The following is a 16,057-nucleotide window of genomic DNA, read 5'->3' as shown; positions in this document are numbered from 1 at the left end:
CACCCCCCAGGTCATCCGTTCGACAGGGGGACACAGTCATGCCGGGCCCGGAGGCCAGCGGCCCCATTGCGGAGCCGCGAAGAACATAACGGGGAGCCGGGCACCGTCGTCTCAGTCGGCGATCCGGTAGACCCTGCGCGCGGTACCCGCGGCGACCTGGGGCCAGTCCCGCGCGCCGACGGCGTCGCGCACGAGGCCGATCCACTCGGCCGTCGTCGTCCTGCCGTCGGTCCCGGTGCTCACCGGCCAGTCACCGCCGAACAGGCAGCGCTCCGGGCCGAACAGGTCCAGGGCGGCGCGCAGCAGGTCCGGGCCGTGCCGGCGCAGGGTGTCGGCGTCGCGGGCCTCGGCGGGCAGTCCGGAGAGCTTCACCGTCAGCCGCTCGTGCCGGGCCAGCCGGCCGAGCGCCGCCAGCCAGGCCTGTCCCGCGTCCGAGCCGAGCCCCTCGTCCACCGGCGGCTTGCCCAGGTGGTCGAGGACGGTGATCCCGTCGCCGGAGCCGGCCAGCAGGCGGTCCAGGGCGTCCAGCTGGGTCCAGCGCACACAGGCGTCGAAGACCAGGCCGGCGCGGGCCACCTCGGCCAGTCCCCTGCGCAGCGCGGGCGCCGCGAGCCGCTCGTCCGGCAGGCCCTGGAGCAGATGGCGGATGCCGCGCACGAACGGCAGCGCGGCCGCCCGGCCGACCCGCTCACCGGCGTCGGGCGCCTCCAGGTCGGCCGCCACGACCGCCGCCGCCAGTCCGGGCCAGTCCAGCGCCCCGGCCCAGCGGGCCTCGTCGAGGGCCGAGTCCGGGGTGACGTCGGCCTCGACGAAGACCCAGCGGGTCACCGCGCCGTCGGCGTCGTCGATGTCGGCCGGCAGCCGCGGCCGGTCCAGCGCCGTACCGGCGAGCCAGTCGTACCGCAGCCGGCGCGGGTCCCAGACGTGCGTGTGCGCGTCGATCAGCTCCGTGCCGGCCGCCCCGCCGCCGGGCAGGGGCCCGGTCACCGTCCGCCGTCCCGCTGCGCCGCGAGGTCCCAGACCTGTTCGAGCGGGCCGGTGCCCGCCGCGCCGTCGGCGTCCCGGAACAGTTCGACGAACCGCCCGATGTCGCGCTGCCAGGCCTGGTCGGCGGGCTCCTGCGGCAGGGCCGCGTAGGCCGCGTCCCAGTCGTCGCACTCGACCAGGTGGAACAGCCGCCGTCCCGAGCGCCAGATGGTCCAGTCGTGGATGCCGAGCCGGCCGAACACGGCGACCAGGTCGTCGGGTATCCGCAGGTGCCGTTCCCGGTAGAGATCGACGGCGCCCTCTCGGATCTCGGAGTGCAGCGCGACGCGCATCAGCGGGCCTTTCTGAGCCAGTGCTCCACGCCGGAGACGTGGGCGAACATCAGTGCCTGGGCGAGCTCCGGGTTCCGGTGCCGGACGGCATCCAGGATGCTGCGGTGCTCGTCGATGGTGCGGGAGACCGAGCCGCCCTCGGTGATGCCGCGCCAGACGCGGGCGCGGACGGTGTCGCTCGACAGGGAGTCGAGCAGACTCGTCAGATAGGCGTTGCCGGTCGCCTCGGCGATCGCGTGGTGGAACGCGATGTCGTGGGCGACCAGGCTCTCCACGTCGGCGTCCTCGCCGACGTCCGCGAGCTGCTTCTCGATCTCGGCCAGCTGGGCGTCGGTGATCGAGCGGCAGGCGAGGGCGGCCACCTGCGGCTCGAGCATCCGCCGTACGGCGAGGACCTCCAGGATCGAGTCGTCCTGGTGGAGGTCGACGACGAACGACATGGCCTCCAGGAGCAGCCGCGGTTCGAGGCTGGTGACATAGGTGCCGTCGCCGCGCCGTACGTCGAGGACGCGGATGACCTCCAGCGCCTTCACGGCCTCGCGCAGCGAGTTGCGCGAGAGCCCGAGGGCCTCGCTCAGCTCCTTCTCGGGAGGAAGCCTGGATCCGGGCGAGAGATCGCCCGAGACGATCATTTCTTTGATCTTGAGAATCGCTACGTCGGTGACGGCCATGCGACCACTCTAGACCAAATGATCGGATGTCTATCCGAGCTGCAGGGGTGTCGTCCTGGTCAGCTGGGTCACATGGCGGGGAGCGAGTTCCTCCAGGGAGGAGACCTGGAGGAGCTTCATCGTACGGACGACCTGGTCGGCGAGGATGGCGATCGCCCGGTCGACGCCCTCGCGTCCGCCCGCCATGAGTCCGTAGAGGTAGGCGCGGCCGACCAGGGTGAAGCGCGCCCCGAGGGCGATGGACGCGACGATGTCGGCGCCGTGCATGATGCCGGTGTCGACCGCGATCTCCACGTCCTTGCCGACCTCCCTGACGACCTTGGGCAGCAGGTGGAACGGCACGGGAGCGCGGTCGAGCTGCCGGCCGCCGTGGTTGGACAGGACGATGCCGTCCACGCCCAGGCCGACGAGCTTCTTGGCGTCCTCGACGGTCTGCACGCCCTTGACGACGAGCCGTCCGGGCCACAGGTCGCGGATGACCCTGAGGTCGTCCAGGCCGATGGAGGGGTCCATCGCCGAGTCCAGCAGTTCGCCCACGGTCCCGCCCGTGGAGGTCAGCGAGGCGAACTCCAGCTTGGGCGTGGTCAGGAAGTCCCACCACCACCAGGGCCGGGGCAGGGTGTTGAGGACGGTGGCCGGGGTCAGCTGGGGCGGGATCGAGAAGCCGTTGCGCTTGTCGCGCAGCCGGGCGCCCGCGACCGGGGTGTCGACCGTGAAGAAGAGCGTGTCGAACCCGGCGTCGGCGGCCCGCCGGGCCAGGCCGTAGGAGATCTCCCGGTCGCGCATGACGTACAGCTGGAACCAGTTGCGCCCGTGCGGGTTCGCGGCCTTCACGGTCTCGATCGACGCGGTGCCGAGCGTGGAGAGCGTGAAGGGGATCCCGGCGGCACCGGCCGCGCCGGCGCCGGCGGTCTCGCCCTCCGTCTGCATGAGCCGGGTGAACCCGGTGGGCGCGATGCCGAAGGGCAGGGCGGAGGGGCCGCCGAAGACGGTGGTGGCGGTGTCCACCTCGGGCACGCTGCGCAGGATCGCGGGGTGGAACTCCACGTCCTCGAAGGCCTGGCGGGCCCGGGCCAGCGACAGCTCGCCCTCGGCGGCCCCGTCCGTGTAGTCGAAGACCGCGCGCGGGGTGCGGCGCTTGGCGATGGCGCGCAGGTCGTGGATGGTCAGGGCCCGGTCCAGCCGGCGCTTGCGGCCGTTGAGTTCGGGCTTCTTGAACTTGGCGAGTTCGAGGATCTCGGCGGGGCGGGGTATCTGTCGCTGTACCAATGCGGTCACCGTTCGGGTGCGGGCGGCGGCCCGTGCGGACCGCCGCTGGAGGCGAGGGTGCTGCGACCCGCGCCATGCGGCCGCGGCAACCACCGCATCATACTAAACATCCGATGTCCGGTTAAGGGTGACGGCGAGCGCCAGACCCCCTGCCCCCGAGGCTCAGACGCGGTAGCGACGCAGCGCGGGGACGGCGACGGCCAGGCCCAGCATCACGGCCACGACCAGCAGGCCGCCGCCCGCGACGGCCGCGCGGGGTCCGAACGCGGAGCCCAGGGCGCCGTGCAGGACGTCGGCCAGGCGCGGGCCGCCCGCGACCACCACCGTGAACACGCCCTGCATCCGGCCGCGCATCTCGTCGGTCGCGGCGGACAGCAGGATCGCGCCCCGGAAGACCATCGAGACCATGTCGGCGACCCCGGCGGCGGCGAGGAACACCACGCCGATCCAGAGGTTGCGGCTCAGTCCGAACCCGGCGATCGCCACGCCCCAGCCGACCACCGCGCAGATCACCATCAGCCCGTGCCGGCGGGCCCGCGAGAAGGTGCCCGAGAAGAGCCCGCCGAGGACCGCGCCGATGGGGATCGCGGCGAACAGCAGGCCGAGCGCCAGCCCCTCGCCGTAGGAACCGTAGGTCTCGGCGGCCAGCTGCGGGAACAGGGCGCGGGGCATGCCGAAGACCATCGCGATGATGTCGGCCAGGAACGACAGCAGCAGCACCTTGTGCATGGAGATGTAGCGGAACCCCTCCACGATCTCCCGCACCCCGGCCCGCCGGGCCGGCGCGCCGGCCAGCGGCGGCAGCGAGGGCAGCCGGTAGACCGCCCACACCGTCACGCACAGGGCCAGCGCGTCGACCAGGTACAGCTCGGGCAGGCCGATGACGGGGATCAGGGCACCGGCGAGCAACGGCCCGACGACCTGCCCGGTCTGCATGACCGTGGAGCCGAGGGCGTTGGCGGCGGGCAGCTGCGCCTCGGGGACGAGCCGGGCGATGGAGGCGTTGCGGGCCGGGGCGTTCAGGCCCCAGAAGGCCTGCTGCACGGCGAGCAGCACCATCAGGGCGGCCACGGACTCCAGACCGGTGGCCGCCTGGAGCCAGAACAGCAGCGAGGTGACGGCGATGCCCACGTTGGTGATCAGCAGCAGCTTGCGGCGGTCCATGGTGTCGGCGACGGCGCCGCCCCACAGCGCGAACACGATCAGCGGCAGCAGTCCGGCGAGGCTCGCGGCACCGACCCAGGCCGAGGACCCGGTGATGTCGTAGATCTGCTTGGGCACCGCGACGGCGGTGAGCTGGCTGCCGACCGAGGTGACGATCGTCGAGGTCCACAGCCGGCGGTAGGCGGGGACGCGCAGCGGGCGGGTGTCCATCGCCCAGCGGCGCCAGCCGCGGCCGGGCGGAGCGGCCTTGGCGTCGCCGGGCGATCCGGTGCCGGACGGAGCGGTGTCGGAGGTGTTGCTGCTCTCGCTGGTGTCCACGGAGGTCCTGGTGTCCTGGTGTCCTGGTGTTCTGAGTGCTGGTCTTCCGGGCGCCGGACTTCCGTTGCCGGACGTCTGGTGCCCGACGTCTGGGTGCCCGCTACATCTTTCGAATGCGGGATCACTATCCCAGCACCTTCCATGACCGCCGAACCACGCGTCTCAGGATCCGGCGACCAGCATCAGCCCGAGACCGGTCATCGTCGCGGCCACCAGCCCGTCCAGCACCCGCCAGGCGGCCGGCCGGGCCAGGTACCGGCCGAGCAGCCGGGCGCCGAGGCCGAGCGCGGCGAACCAGCAGAGGCTGGCCAGCGCCGCCCCGAGGCCGAAGGTCCAGCGCAGGTCGCCCCGGTGGGCGGCGAGGGAGCCGAGCAGGAAGACGGTGTCCAGGTAGACGTGCGGGTTCAGCCAGGTCATGGCCAGGCAGGTGAGCACCGCGCGCCGCCGGGAGCCCGCCGCCTCGCCCTCGGTGCGCAGGCCCGCGCCGCCGGGGCGGATCACCCGGCGGGCGGCGAGGGCGCCGTAGCAGAGCAGGAAGACGCCGCCGATCAGCCCGATCGCCCGCACCGCGCCCGGCCAGGCCACGACGACCGCGCCCACCCCGCCGGCACCGAGGGCGATGAGCGCGGCGTCGGACAGGGCGCAGATGCCGACGACGGCGAGGACCGCGTCACGGCGGACGCCCTGGCGCAGGACGAAGGCGTTCTGGGCGCCGATGGCGACGATGAGCGAGAGGCCGCTGCCGAATCCTGCGGCAGCGGCGGCGAGAGCGCTGGACATGCCGTCGACGCTACGGAAGCGATCACGATGGGTACAGCTAAAGATTTTTACGTACCTTTAGCGGAGCTGAAGTCCCGCGTGGCGGTCGCGCCGCTGGAGCGGGCGAGGACGGGAGTGGGACGTGGAGCTTCCCCTGGACCAGGTGCGGACGCTGCTCGCGGTGGTGGACGAGGGCACGTTCGACGCGGCGGCCGCGGCCCTGCACGTGACGCCGTCCGCGGTCAGCCAGCGGGTCAAGGCGCTGGAGCAGCGCACGGGCCGGGTGCTGCTGCGGCGCACCAAGCCGGTCCGGCCGACCGAGTCGGGCGAGGTGCTGGTGCGGTTCGCCCGGCAGCTGGCGCGGCTGGAGGGCGACGCGCGCGGCGAGCTGGGCATGGGCGGGACCGGGGAGCCGGTACGGGTGCCGGTCGCGGTCAACGCGGACTCGCTGGCGACCTGGTTCCTCGGCGCGCTGACCGATCTGCCGAACGTCTATGTCGAACTGCGGCGCGAGGACGAGGACCACACGGCGGCGCTGCTGCGCGAGGGGCTGGTGATGGCGGCGGTGACCTCGTCGCCGGACCCGGTGCCCGGGTGCGCGGTGCGGGCGCTGGGGCGGATGCGGTACCTGCCGGTGGCGAGCCCCGGGTTCGCGGCGGCTCGGGTGACGGGGCCGCTGGCGGACGCGCTCGCCTGGGCGCCGGTGATCGTGTTCGACCGGCGGGACGACTTCCAGGACGCCTTCCTGCGGCGGCTGGGGCGGGACGGCGCCGGTCCGCTGCGGCACTACGTGCCGACGTCCGAGGGGTTCGTGGACGCGGTGACGGCCGGGCTGGGGTGGGGAATGGTGCCCGAGGCGCAGGCCGGGCCACGGCTGCGGAGCGGCCGGCTGGTGCCGCTCGGCCCGGAGCTGTGGGTGGACGTGCCGCTGTACTGGCAGCAGTGGAAGCTGGACTCACCGGCGCTGGAGGCGCTCGCGGAGGCGGTGGCGGCCCGGGCACGGGAAGCCCTGCGACCGTGAGGGCGGGCGGGAAGGCGTTGCGGCCGTGAGGGGGACGGATCGCGGCCGTGAGGGGGGACGCATCACGGCCCTGAAGCGGACGCATCACGGCCCTGAAGGCCGGCCGGCGGTCGTGCGGCGTCGGCGGGGCCCGTGCCCCACGCCATTGACCTGGTGCACGGGCACGGCGTTTGATTCCGGCCGAGGCGGCCGTAACGGCCCCGCTCCGTGTCCGAGAAGGAGTTTTCGCCATGCGTGTTCTGCTCGTGGGAGCCGGAGGTGTCGGCACCGCCGTCACCCGCATCGCGGCCCGCCGCCCGTTCCTCGACCTGATGGTGGTCGCCGACTACGACCCGGCGCGTGCCGAGGCGGCCGTGGCGGCCGTCGGCGACGAGCGGTTCCGGGCCGAGCGCATCGACGCCTGCGACGAGTCGGCCGTGGCGGAGCTGCTGACCCGGCACGGGTGCGACGTGCTGCTGAACGCCACCGACCCGCGCTTCGTGATGCCGCTGTTCCGGGCCGCCCGCGCGGCCGGCGCCGCCTACCTCGACATGGCGATGTCGCTGTCCCGGCCGCACGCCGAACGGCCGTACGAGGAGTGCGGGGTCAAGCTCGGCGACGAGCAGTTCGCGCTGGCCGGGGAGTGGGAGCGGGCGGGTGCGCTGGCGCTCGTCGGGATGGGCGTGGAGCCGGGGCTGTCCGACGTGTTCGCCCGGTACGCGGCCGACGAGCTCTTCGACGAGATCGAGGAGATCGGCATCCGCGACGGCGCGAACCTGACCGTGGACGGATACGGCTTCGCGCCCTCCTTCAGCATCTGGACGACCATCGAGGAGTGCCTCAACCCGCCGGTCGTCTACGAGAGGGACCGGGGCTGGTTCACCACCGCGCCGTTCAGCGAACCCGAGGTCTTCGACTTCCCCGCGGGCATCGGCCCGGTGGAGTGCGTGAACGTCGAGCACGAGGAGGTGCTGCTCGTGCCGCGCTGGGTGGAGGCGCGCCGGGTCACCTTCAAGTACGGGCTCGGCCGGGAGTTCATCGAGACGCTGCGGACGCTGCACCTGCTCGGGCTGGACCGCACCGCACCGGTGACCGTGCCGGGCCCCGACGGGCCGGTCGCGGTCTCGCCCCGGGACGTGGTCGCCGCCTCGCTCCCCGACCCGGCGACGCTGGGCGACCGCATGCGCGGCAGGACCTGCGCGGGCACCTGGGTGCGCGGCACCAAGGACGGCAGCCCGCGCGAGGTGTACCTCTACCACGTGGTCGACAACGAGTGGTCGATGGCGGAGTACGGTTGTCAGGCCGTGGTGTGGCAGACGGCCCTCAACCCGGTCGTCGCCCTCGAACTCCTGGCCACCGGCGTGTGGTCGGGCTCGGGCGTCCTCGGCCCGGAGGCGTTCCCGGCCCGCCCGTTCCTCGACCTGCTCACCGAGTACGGCTCGCCCTGGGGCCTGCGCGAGCAGTGACCGCCCGCGATTTCCCGGGACTTGGCCGTTTCGGCCGCGCCCGCTCCGGTGACCCGGACGGGGGCGACGCCCCCGGAACGGCAGAGTCGACTTGGATCGCAGGTGACTTCGATGGACGACTGGCGAGAGCGCGCCGAGTGCCGCCACGAGGATCCCGACCTCTTCTTCCCGATCGGCAGCACCGGCCCGGCGCTGCGCCAGACGCGGCGGGCCAAGGCCGTCTGCGACCGCTGCCCGGTCCGGGAGCCGTGCCTGCGCTGGGCGGTGGAGACGGGGCAGACCGGTGGCGTCTGGGGCGGTGCGACGGAGACGGAGCGCCGGATGCTGGGGCGGCGCACGATCGCGCGCCGCTTCAGCTGACGTCGGCCGGTGCGGCCGCCGCCGGCAGCCGCAGGGTGAACTCGGCGCCCTCGCCGGGCTCACTGCGCACCTCGGCGGTGCCGTCGTGGGCGGCCACCAGGTGCCGCACGATCGGCAGGCCGAGCCCGCTGCCTCCGGTGCGGCGGCTGCGGGACTTCTCCGCGCGCCAGAACCGCTCGAAGACGTGCGGGAGATCGTCCGGCGCGATGCCCGGACCGGTGTCGCGGACGGCGAGGACGACGTCGTCCCCGTCGCGGCGGACGGTGAGCGTGACGGTCCCCCCGGCGGGGGTGTGCCGGATGGCGTTGGAGAGCAGGTTGCCCAGCGCCTGCCGCATCCGCACCGGGTCGGCGTCGAGCCAGACGGCGGTGTCGGTGTCGGCGTCGGTCACCAGGGTGACCCCGGCCGCGTCGGCGGCGACCCGGTGGGCGGCGGCGACCTGGTCCGTCAGGTCGGCGGCGCGGACCGGTTCGCGGTGCACGCGCAGGGTGCCGGCGTCGGCGGCCGCCAGGTCCTGGAGGTCGTCGATGATCCGCTGGAGCACCAGGGCCTCCTCGTGCAACGAGGCCAGCAGCGCGGGGGCGGGTTCCACGACCCCGTCCCGGGTGACCTCAAGCCAGCCGCGGATGTTGGTGAGCGGGCTGCGCAGTTCGTGGGCGATGTCGCTGACCATCGCCTTGCGCTGCTCCTCAAGGCGTTCCCGGCGCTCGGTGAGGTCGTTGAACGCCTCGGCCAGCAGTCCCGTCTCGTCGCGGGTCCGCACCGGCGCCCGGACGTGCAGTTCGGGCGGCTGGCGCGCCGCCAGGGTCAGCGCCCGCAGCGGTCGTACGAGACGGGTGGCGACGACCGCGGTGACGGCGACCGTGACCGCGAGGACCAGGCCGGCCGCGCCGACGATCCTGGCCTTGTTGGCCGGTGACATGTCGAAGCGGGGCTGGGTCTGGTCGCCGATGCCGAGGAACAGCTCGGCGGCGGGGGCGACATAGGGGTCGAGCTGGGCGCGGTAGGCGCTCTCGATGCAGCTCCGCACGATCCGGGCCGCCCTGTCCGTGCCCAGGCTGCCGTACTTCGCCAGGAACCGCTGGGCGGTGGTGGTGCCCGCCGGGTCGAAGCCGATCACCAGGTACGAGTTGCCGGGCACGCCCCCCTTGTCCTTGGCGCAGGCAGCGGCGCCCCGTTCCAGGGCCGCCCGGGCCTTGTTCTCCGTGGCCGTGGGGCTGTTCAGGCCGTAGCCGCAGTCCTCGGTCAGGTAGTCGCCGGAGACCGTGCCGTCCTCGTCGGCGAAGTACGGGCGGCCGCTCGGGGTGTGTCTGATCAGGACGCGGACCCCGTAGCGGTCGAAGCAGGACTGCCGTGCCTTCGCCTCCTTGTCCAGCTTGACGCGCTCCGGCGCCGGCAGCCGGTAGGGGCCGACGGCGCGCGGGTCGATGCCGCTGAGCTGGGCGCCGGACTCGCTGTAGGTGTCGGTGTGCAGGGGGTCCACGGCGGCGGCCGGCCGCGGTGGCAGCGGGGTCCCACGGGACGCCGAGTCGGCGATCGGGGTGCGGTCGGCGGTGGTCAGCGCGATCCTGCGGCCGGTCTCGGCGGCCAGCTCCCTGACCGTGCGCCGCACGCCCGTCCAGTCGGGGTGGCCGGCGGCGTACCCGCTCAGCTGCGCGAGGATCCGGTTGTCGGCGGCGAGGTCCTGGCCCTGTTCCTCCTCCAGCGCGCTGGTGGTGGTCGTGACCGCGAGCCAGGCGGTGGCGGCCACCGAGCAGAGCGCGATCAGCACCGAGGTGAACAGCAGCCGGACCAGCAGCCGTCTGCGCCACGGTATCCGGGGCTTCACCGCGGTCCGCCGCTCAGCTTGTAGCCGACCCCGAACACGGTCAGCAGCCGCACCGGCCGCCGCGGATCGGCCTCGATCTTCCGGCGCAGGTTCATCACGTGGACGTCGACGGCCCGTTCGGTGGAGGACCGGTCGAAGCCCCGGGTGCACTGGAGCAACTGCCGCCGGGTGAAGACCCGTTCCGGCTCCCCCGCCAGGGCGAGCAGGATCTGGAACTCGGCCGGGGTCACCTCCACCGGCACCCCGTCCCGGCGCACCTCGTGCCGTACGGGATCGACGCTGATCCCGGCGGCTGTCACGGCCGGCTCCCCGCGCACCGCGACGGCCCGCCCGCTCCGCCGCAGGACGGTCCGGATCCGGGCCATCAGCTCCCGGGGGCTGTACGGCTTGGTCATGTAGTCGTCGGCGCCCAGTTCCAGGCCGAGCAGCACGTCGTCCTCGTCGGACCGGGCGGTGAGCATCAGCACCGGGATCTCCGGATCGCCGCCGCGCAGCGTCCGGCAGACGCCGAAGCCGTCGATCACCGGCAGCATCAGGTCGAGCACGACGAGGTCGGGCCCGAGGCGGCGCGCCGCGTCCAGCGCCGCGGCCCCGTCGTGGACGACGGTCGCGGTATGGCCCTCGGCCAGCAGGGAGCGCCGGATCAGCTCGGCCTGCATCTCGTCGTCCTCGGCGACCAGCACATGTGCGCACACGAGTTCGGATCCTAGGGGGAGTGGCGGCGGTCTACCGGGCGAGCCAGTCGGCGTACCCCATGACGACGACCGGATGCCGGTCCGGGTCGAGGGTGCGCAGCAGTTCCTTCATATGGCCCTTCGCGACGCTGACGCAGGCGTGCGTCGGACCGCCGTGGTCCACGTGCAGCCAGATGCCGCCGCCCCGGCCGGCCCCCAGGGGCCGGGTCCAGTCGAGCGGCGAAGTGCCGGGCTCGCGGTTGTAATCAATGGCGATCACGTAGTCGAAGGATCCCTCCAGCGGCTCGCCCTCGAAGCCGGTGCCGGGCGACCGGAAGCCGTACGACCGGTGGTACGGCAGCCTGCTCCCGGGGTCGGCGAGCAGTCCCCCGGCGTCGGTGAGTCCGTACACGCCGAGGGGCGAGCGCAGGTCCCCGGCCACGTGGTGGTCGCTCCAGCCGTCCCTGCCGTTGTGCGCGGGCCAGCCGGCCCCGGCCTGCCACCCGTCGTCGTCACGCTGGTAGAGGACGACGCCGGAGACGGACGAGTCCCTGCCCCGCCCCCTGGCGACGACGACCTGCTCCGCCCGCCGGGGTATGGCGGCCGTCGTCCTGGGCCCGAGCCCGGGTATGCCACGGGGCCCGGAACCGCTCCCGGACACGGGGGAGGCCGTCGCGCCGGCCGCCCCGACGTCCTCCGCAGCCCGGCCGTCCGCCGCCGCCCCGCCGTCGCCCGTCGCCCGGTTGTCGCCGGGGCGGCCCGGCGCGGCCTCGGCGCCTCCCCCGCAGCCGGAGAGCAGGAGCGGGGAGGCGACGAGTGCGACAGCTGTTCTGCGATCGATCATGAGACCGACCCTGCCGCAGAGTTGTGAGGAACCGGTCAGCTTCCAGGGCCCCTTCTACGGCTTGCCCTTCTGGTACAGCCACGTCCGGAACAGCGGACCGAGGTCCTTGCCCGACTCCGCCTCGGCCAGCTTCACGAACCGGGCGGTCGTGCCGTGCCCGTACCGGTGCTGCCCCGCCCAGGCGCGCAGGATGCGGAAGAACACCGCGTCCCCGACGGCCCTGCGCAGCTGGTGCAGCGCCATCGCGCCCCGCTCGTACACGGGTGTGCCGAAGATGTTCTCGCCGCTGCCGGGATCCCCGGGCGGGTACGCCCACAGCTCGTCGCTCGCCGGCTCGGCGTAGAGCGCGTCGAAGGTCTTCTGCGCGCTGTCCCCGCCGTGCTGCTCGCTGTACAGCCACTCGGCGTAGGTGGCGAAGCCCTCGTTGAGCCAGATGTCCTTCCAGGCGGTGACGGAGACGGAGTCGCCGAACCACTGGTGGGCGTTCTCGTGCACGAGGGTGCTCAGGTCGGGCACGGAGTCGTAGAGCGGCCGGCCCTGCGTCTCCAGCGCGTAGCCGACGTCCGGCGCGTGGTCGACGATCGACCCGGCGGAGCGGAACGGGTACGGGCCGAACAGCCTGCTCTCCCACTCCAGCACCGACGGCAGCTTCTTCAGCACCGCCGCCGACGCGCTCGCCTCGCGCGGGTCGACCGCGTTGTACACCTTGACGCCGTCCCGGGTGGTGTACTGCTCGACCTTGAACCTGCCGACCGTCGCGGTGGCGAGGTAGGCGGCCATCGGTTCGCTCTGCCGCCACCGGAAGGTCGTGCGGTCGCCTGACGTGCGCTGTCCGAGGAGGACGCCGTTGGCGACGGCGGTGCGCCCCTTGGGGACGGTGATCGTGAAGTCGTACGACGACTTGTCCTTGGGGTGGCTGTTCGCCGGGAACCAGGTCATCGCGCCCTGCGGCTCCCCGGCGACGAACGCGCCGTCGTCGGTGGGGATCCAGCCGTCGTCCGAGCCGTCGGGGTCGGTGACCGGCCCGGGGGTGCCGCCGTAGACCACGGTGACCTCGAACTCGCGGCCCTTGGGCAGCGCGTGCGACGGCGTGACGACCAGTTCCTGTCCGCTGCGGCTGAAGCGGGCGGCGCGGCCGTCGACGGTGAGCCGGGTGACCTTCAGCCCCTTGAGGTCGAGGTCGAAGCGGGTGAGCTTCTGGGTGGCGCGGGCGGTGAGGACGGCCTTGCCGTCGAGGCGGCGGGAGGCGGTGTCGTAGCGGAGCGTCAGGTCGTAGTGGGCGACGTGGTAGCCGCCGTTCCCGCTGAGCGGGAAGTAGGGGTCGCCCGCGCCGGCGGCGCCGACGGTGCCCGCCGCGGCCGGTCCGGCGGCGGCGAGCAGGGCCGCCACGGCGACCGGGACGGTGGCGAGGACCGCCTCGCGGCGCAGGACCGCGGTACGTCTCCTGGGGGCAGGCTGCACAATCGCTCCTCGGGGGGGGTGGCCGATGATCGGTCGCAGGCCCACAGAGTAGGCGCGCGGGTGTCCGGGTCTCCCCCTCATTCAGGTCAAGTCGTGCCGCGTCGGCGGCCGGGGCTGCGGGTCCGCCGCGTACGCTCGCGGCACCGTCAGCGAGCCCGAGAGGTGCATCGACCGTGAGCGTGCGCGTGCGCAGGATCTACGAACCGCCCGAGCCGCAGGACGGGGTGCGGGTCCTGGTGGACCGGCTGTGGCCGCGCGGGATGTCCAAGGAGGACGCGCACGTGGACGAGTGGCCCAGGGAGCTGACGCCGTCGGACGGGCTGCGCCGCTGGTTCCACGGGGGCGGGTCGTACGAGGAGTTCGTCCGCCGTTACGAGGCGGAGCTGGACGCCCCCGGGCCGGCCGGGCTCCTGGACGGCCTGCGGGAGACCGCAGGGAAGGGCCCGGTCACCCTGCTCACCGCGTCGAAGACGCCTCGGGAGAGCCACGCCACGGTGCTGGCGCGGCTCCTGTCCGAGTAGGTCACGCGGTCTGCTCGGCCGCCGCCCGGCCCGCCGCCCGGCCGGAGAACAGGCAGCCACCGAGGAAGGTGCCCTCCAGCGCGTTGTAGCCGTGCACACCGCCGCCGCCGAAGCCGGCCACCTCGCCGGCCGCGTACAGCCCGCCGACCGGCTGCCCGTCGGCGCCGAGGGCGCGGGAGTCCAGGTCGGTCTGGATGCCGCCGAGGGTCTTGCGGGTGAGGGTGTGCAGCCTGACGCCGACCAGCGGTCCGGCGGCGGGGTCGAGGATGCGGTGCGGGGTGGCGACCCGGCCCAGCCGGTCGCCGATGTAGCGGCGGGCGTTGTGGATGCCCTGGACCTGGGAGTCCTTGCTGTAGGAGTTGTCGATCTGGAGGTCGCGGGCGACGATCTGGCGGCGGATCCCGGCCGCGTCGAGCAGGGGCTTGTCGGTGAGCGCGTTCATCTTCTCGACGAGCTGGTCCAGGGAGGCCGCGGTCACGAAGTCCGCGCCCTTGTCGAGGAAGGCCTGCACCGGGCCGGGCGCGCCCTTGCCGAGGAGCCGGTCGCGGAGCACGGCCCTGCGGTCCTTGGCGGTGATGTCGGGGTTCTGCTCGGAGCCGGAGAGCGCGAACTCCTTCTCGACGATCCTGCGGGTGAGGACGAACCAGGAGTGGTCGTACCCGGCGATGTCCTCGGTGGTGCGCAGGTACCTGAGGGTGCTGAGGGTGTCGTAGCCGGGCAGGCAGGGGTCGGGCAGGCGGCGGCCGAGGGCGTCGAGCCAGATCGAGGACGGGCCGGGCAGGATGCGGATGCCGTGGCCGGGCCAGACGGGGTTCCAGTTCTTGATGCCCTCGGTGTAGTGCCACATGCGGTCGCGGTTGACCAGGCGGACGCCGGCCTCGGCGCTGATGTCGAGCATGCGGCCGTCCACGTAGGCGGGGACGCCGGTGACCATCTCGGCGGGGGGTGTGCCGAGGCGCTCGGGCCAGTAGCGGCGGACGATGTCGTGGTTGGCGCCGATGCCTCCGGTGGTGACGACGACGGCCTGGGCGGTGAGTTCGAAGTCGCCGACGCGGTCGCGGTGGGAGGCGACGCCGCGCGCCGCGTCGTCGTCGGCGAGGACCGTGCCGCGCACCCCGCGCGCCTCGCCGCCCTCGATGACCAGTTCGTCGACCTGGTGGCGGTGGTAGAAGGTGAGCAGTCCGTCGCGGGCGGCCTGCTTGGCGTAGCGGGCGAAGGGCTCGACCACCCCGGTGCCGGTGCCCCAGGCGACGTGGAAACGGGGTACGGAGTTGCCGTGGCCGTCGGCCCGCAGGTCGCCTCGTTCGGCCCAGCCGACGGTCGGCAGCAGGCTGATGCCGTGGCTCTGCAGCCAGGGCCGCTTCTCCCCCGCCGCGAACTCGACGTACGCGCGCGCCCAGCGCACCGCCCAGGAGTCCTCGTCGTCCTCGCGGTCGAACTGGGCGCTGCCGCGCCAGTCGTTCCAGGCCAGGTCGAGGGAGTCCTTGATGCCGAGGCGGCGCTGCTCGGGCGAGTCGACGAGGAAGAGCCCGCCGAAGGACCAGAACGCCTGGCCGCCGAGGTTGGCGGCGTTCTCCTGGTCGACCAGGGCGACGCGCCTGCCCCGGCTGGTGAGTTCGTGCGTCGCGACCAGACCGGCGAGGCCGGCTCCGACGACGATGACGTCCGCGTCCATGGCGAGGGATGCCCTTCTTCTCATACGGGGTGGGTGCTGCCGTCCGTCAGCAGCGCGGTGAGCAGTTGTCCGAGCCAGCCGCGGGCCCGGTCCACGTCCTTGTCGAGCAGCAGCTGGACGGTGACTCCGTCGTAGGCGGCGACCACGGCGTGCGCGGCGCCCTCGGCGTCGCCGAGCACGCCGGGGACCGGGGTGTGGCCGCGGGCCCGGAAGAGGCGGTCCGCGATGGACCGCCGGAGCCGGGCGCGGTGCTCCAGGAGGGCCTCGGCGACGGCGGGGTCGCGGGCCGCGTGCACCAGGAAGTCGGTCTTCACCAGGAGCCAGTCCACGTCCAGGAGCAGGACGTCGGTGACCCGGTCCACGGAGGCCGGTACGTCCGGGTCGGGGCCGTCGACGGCGAGCGCGTCGGCGACCTGCCGGGCGATGAGGTCGGCGCGGTCCCGGTAGAGGGCGAAGAACAGCTCGTCGAGGGTGGCGAAGTTGGAGTAGAAGGCGCCCCGGCTGAAGCCGGCGGCCTCGCAGACCTCCTCGATGGAGACGCGTCCGAAGCCCTTGGCGGCGAACACGGTGAACGCGGCGTCGAGCAGCCGGGCGCGGGTCTGCACCCGACGCCGGGTCACGCGCTTCGTCGCGCCGTCCACGGTCATGTCCTGACCTCCGTTCAATACGGGAATGTATCGGATACACCAACGTATCGAAAGGGCCGTGCGGGCACGGTCGGCCCGGAA

16 protein-coding genes are annotated in these 16,057 nt (G+C 73.4%); 4 read left to right on the top strand and 12 right to left on the bottom strand.

The window, feature by feature from the left end:
- Positions 1-111 precede the first annotated feature (111 nt).
- The 6 genes from ACZ619_RS23805 to ACZ619_RS23780 form a co-directional block, all read right to left on the bottom strand.
- On the bottom strand, positions 112-987 hold the full coding sequence (locus ACZ619_RS23805) for an amidohydrolase family protein (protein ID WP_469602280.1): 876 nt from the start codon (positions 985-987) through the stop codon (positions 112-114).
- Positions 984-1,319, bottom strand: coding sequence for an L-rhamnose mutarotase (locus ACZ619_RS23800; RefSeq protein WP_469602277.1), 336 nt, complete (start codon positions 1,317-1,319; stop codon positions 984-986). Before ACZ619_RS23800 ends, ACZ619_RS23805 begins: the two co-directional genes overlap by 4 nt.
- Positions 1,319-1,990 carry a FadR/GntR family transcriptional regulator gene (locus tag ACZ619_RS23795; protein ID WP_469602274.1) on the bottom strand — a complete coding sequence of 224 codons (672 nt, stop codon included), beginning with the start codon at positions 1,988-1,990 and terminating at the stop codon, positions 1,319-1,321. The genes ACZ619_RS23800 and ACZ619_RS23795 overlap by 1 nt, the downstream gene beginning before the upstream one ends.
- A 30-nt stretch (positions 1,991-2,020) precedes the next feature.
- Positions 2,021-3,268 (bottom strand): alpha-hydroxy acid oxidase, encoded by a 1,248-nt coding sequence (locus tag ACZ619_RS23790; RefSeq protein WP_469602271.1) that lies wholly within the window; start codon positions 3,266-3,268, stop codon positions 2,021-2,023.
- Positions 3,269-3,421: 153 nt separating this feature from the next.
- Positions 3,422-4,741 carry an MFS transporter gene (locus ACZ619_RS23785; RefSeq protein WP_469602269.1) on the bottom strand — a complete coding sequence of 440 codons (1,320 nt, stop codon included), beginning with the start codon at positions 4,739-4,741 and terminating at the stop codon, positions 3,422-3,424.
- A 162-nt stretch (positions 4,742-4,903) separates the two neighbouring features.
- Positions 4,904-5,521: a LysE/ArgO family amino acid transporter gene (locus ACZ619_RS23780; RefSeq protein ID WP_469602266.1), complete on the bottom strand. Its 618-nt coding sequence runs from the start codon at positions 5,519-5,521 to the stop codon at positions 4,904-4,906.
- Positions 5,522-5,642: 121 nt separating this feature from the next.
- Between ACZ619_RS23780 and ACZ619_RS23775 the strand changes: the two genes are divergently transcribed.
- The 3 genes from ACZ619_RS23775 (at position 5,643) to ACZ619_RS23765 (ending at position 8,326) form a co-directional block, all read left to right on the top strand.
- Positions 5,643-6,521, top strand: a complete 879-nt coding sequence (locus ACZ619_RS23775) for a LysR family transcriptional regulator ArgP (RefSeq protein WP_469602263.1) — start codon at positions 5,643-5,645, stop codon at positions 6,519-6,521.
- Between the two features lie 230 nt (positions 6,522-6,751).
- Entirely contained in the window at positions 6,752-7,966 is a 1,215-nt protein-coding gene (locus tag ACZ619_RS23770; RefSeq protein ID WP_469602260.1) for a saccharopine dehydrogenase family protein, read from the top strand.
- A 111-nt stretch (positions 7,967-8,077) separates the two neighbouring features.
- Entirely contained in the window at positions 8,078-8,326 is a 249-nt protein-coding gene (locus ACZ619_RS23765; RefSeq protein WP_469602257.1) for a WhiB family transcriptional regulator, read from the top strand.
- Here the strand turns inward: ACZ619_RS23765 and ACZ619_RS23760 are convergent.
- The 4 genes from ACZ619_RS23760 to ACZ619_RS23745 are packed head-to-tail and all read right to left on the bottom strand — an operon-like array spanning position 8,319 to position 13,133.
- On the bottom strand, positions 8,319-10,154 hold the full coding sequence (locus ACZ619_RS23760; protein WP_469602254.1) for an ATP-binding protein: 1,836 nt from the start codon (positions 10,152-10,154) through the stop codon (positions 8,319-8,321). The genes ACZ619_RS23765 and ACZ619_RS23760 overlap by 8 nt on opposite strands.
- Positions 10,151-10,849 carry a response regulator transcription factor gene (locus tag ACZ619_RS23755; RefSeq protein ID WP_469602251.1) on the bottom strand — a complete coding sequence of 233 codons (699 nt, stop codon included), beginning with the start codon at positions 10,847-10,849 and terminating at the stop codon, positions 10,151-10,153. The genes ACZ619_RS23760 and ACZ619_RS23755 overlap by 4 nt, the downstream gene beginning before the upstream one ends.
- Before the next feature lie 31 nt (positions 10,850-10,880).
- A complete protein-coding gene (locus ACZ619_RS23750; protein WP_469602248.1) occupies positions 10,881-11,672 on the bottom strand; it encodes a hypothetical protein in 792 nt (263 codons plus the stop codon).
- Positions 11,673-11,726: 54 nt separating this feature from the next.
- Positions 11,727-13,133, bottom strand: coding sequence for a M1 family metallopeptidase (locus tag ACZ619_RS23745; RefSeq protein WP_469602245.1), 1,407 nt, complete (start codon positions 13,131-13,133; stop codon positions 11,727-11,729).
- 173 nt (positions 13,134-13,306) lie between these two features.
- Between ACZ619_RS23745 and ACZ619_RS23740 the strand changes: the two genes are divergently transcribed.
- Positions 13,307-13,654, top strand: a complete 348-nt coding sequence (locus ACZ619_RS23740) for a DUF488 domain-containing protein (protein WP_469602242.1) — start codon at positions 13,307-13,309, stop codon at positions 13,652-13,654.
- 1 nt (position 13,655) lies between these two features.
- Here ACZ619_RS23740 and ACZ619_RS23735 read toward each other — a convergent pair whose 3' ends face one another.
- Positions 13,656-15,329 (bottom strand): FAD-binding dehydrogenase, encoded by a 1,674-nt coding sequence (locus tag ACZ619_RS23735; RefSeq protein WP_469602290.1) that lies wholly within the window; start codon positions 15,327-15,329, stop codon positions 13,656-13,658.
- A 20-nt stretch (positions 15,330-15,349) separates the two neighbouring features.
- Entirely contained in the window at positions 15,350-15,976 is a 627-nt protein-coding gene (locus tag ACZ619_RS23730; RefSeq protein ID WP_469602239.1) for a TetR/AcrR family transcriptional regulator, read from the bottom strand.
- Positions 15,977-16,057: the final 81 nt, after the last annotated feature.

This window comes from Streptomyces sp. NPDC104367 (assembly GCF_055583825.1).
This window is presented reverse-complemented; position numbering and strand designations above follow the sequence as displayed.

Excerpts from the sequence above, each read along its gene's own strand:
- ACZ619_RS23765 (WP_469602257.1), top strand. The coding sequence starts at position 8,078 with ATGGACGACTGGCGAGAGCGCGCCGAGTGCCGCCACGAGGATCCCGAC.
- ACZ619_RS23750 (WP_469602248.1), bottom strand. The coding sequence starts at position 11,672 with ATGATCGATCGCAGAACAGCTGTCGCACTCGTCGCCTCCCCGCTCCTG.
- ACZ619_RS23730 (WP_469602239.1), bottom strand. The coding sequence starts at position 15,976 with ATGACCGTGGACGGCGCGACGAAGCGCGTGACCCGGCGTCGGGTGCAG.
- ACZ619_RS23735 (WP_469602290.1), bottom strand. The coding sequence starts at position 15,329 with ATGGACGCGGACGTCATCGTCGTCGGAGCCGGCCTCGCCGGTCTGGTC.
- ACZ619_RS23795 (WP_469602274.1), bottom strand. The coding sequence starts at position 1,990 with ATGGCCGTCACCGACGTAGCGATTCTCAAGATCAAAGAAATGATCGTC.
- ACZ619_RS23780 (WP_469602266.1), bottom strand. The coding sequence starts at position 5,521 with ATGTCCAGCGCTCTCGCCGCCGCTGCCGCAGGATTCGGCAGCGGCCTC.
- ACZ619_RS23770 (WP_469602260.1), top strand. The coding sequence starts at position 6,752 with ATGCGTGTTCTGCTCGTGGGAGCCGGAGGTGTCGGCACCGCCGTCACC.
- ACZ619_RS23800 (WP_469602277.1), bottom strand. The coding sequence starts at position 1,319 with ATGCGCGTCGCGCTGCACTCCGAGATCCGAGAGGGCGCCGTCGATCTC.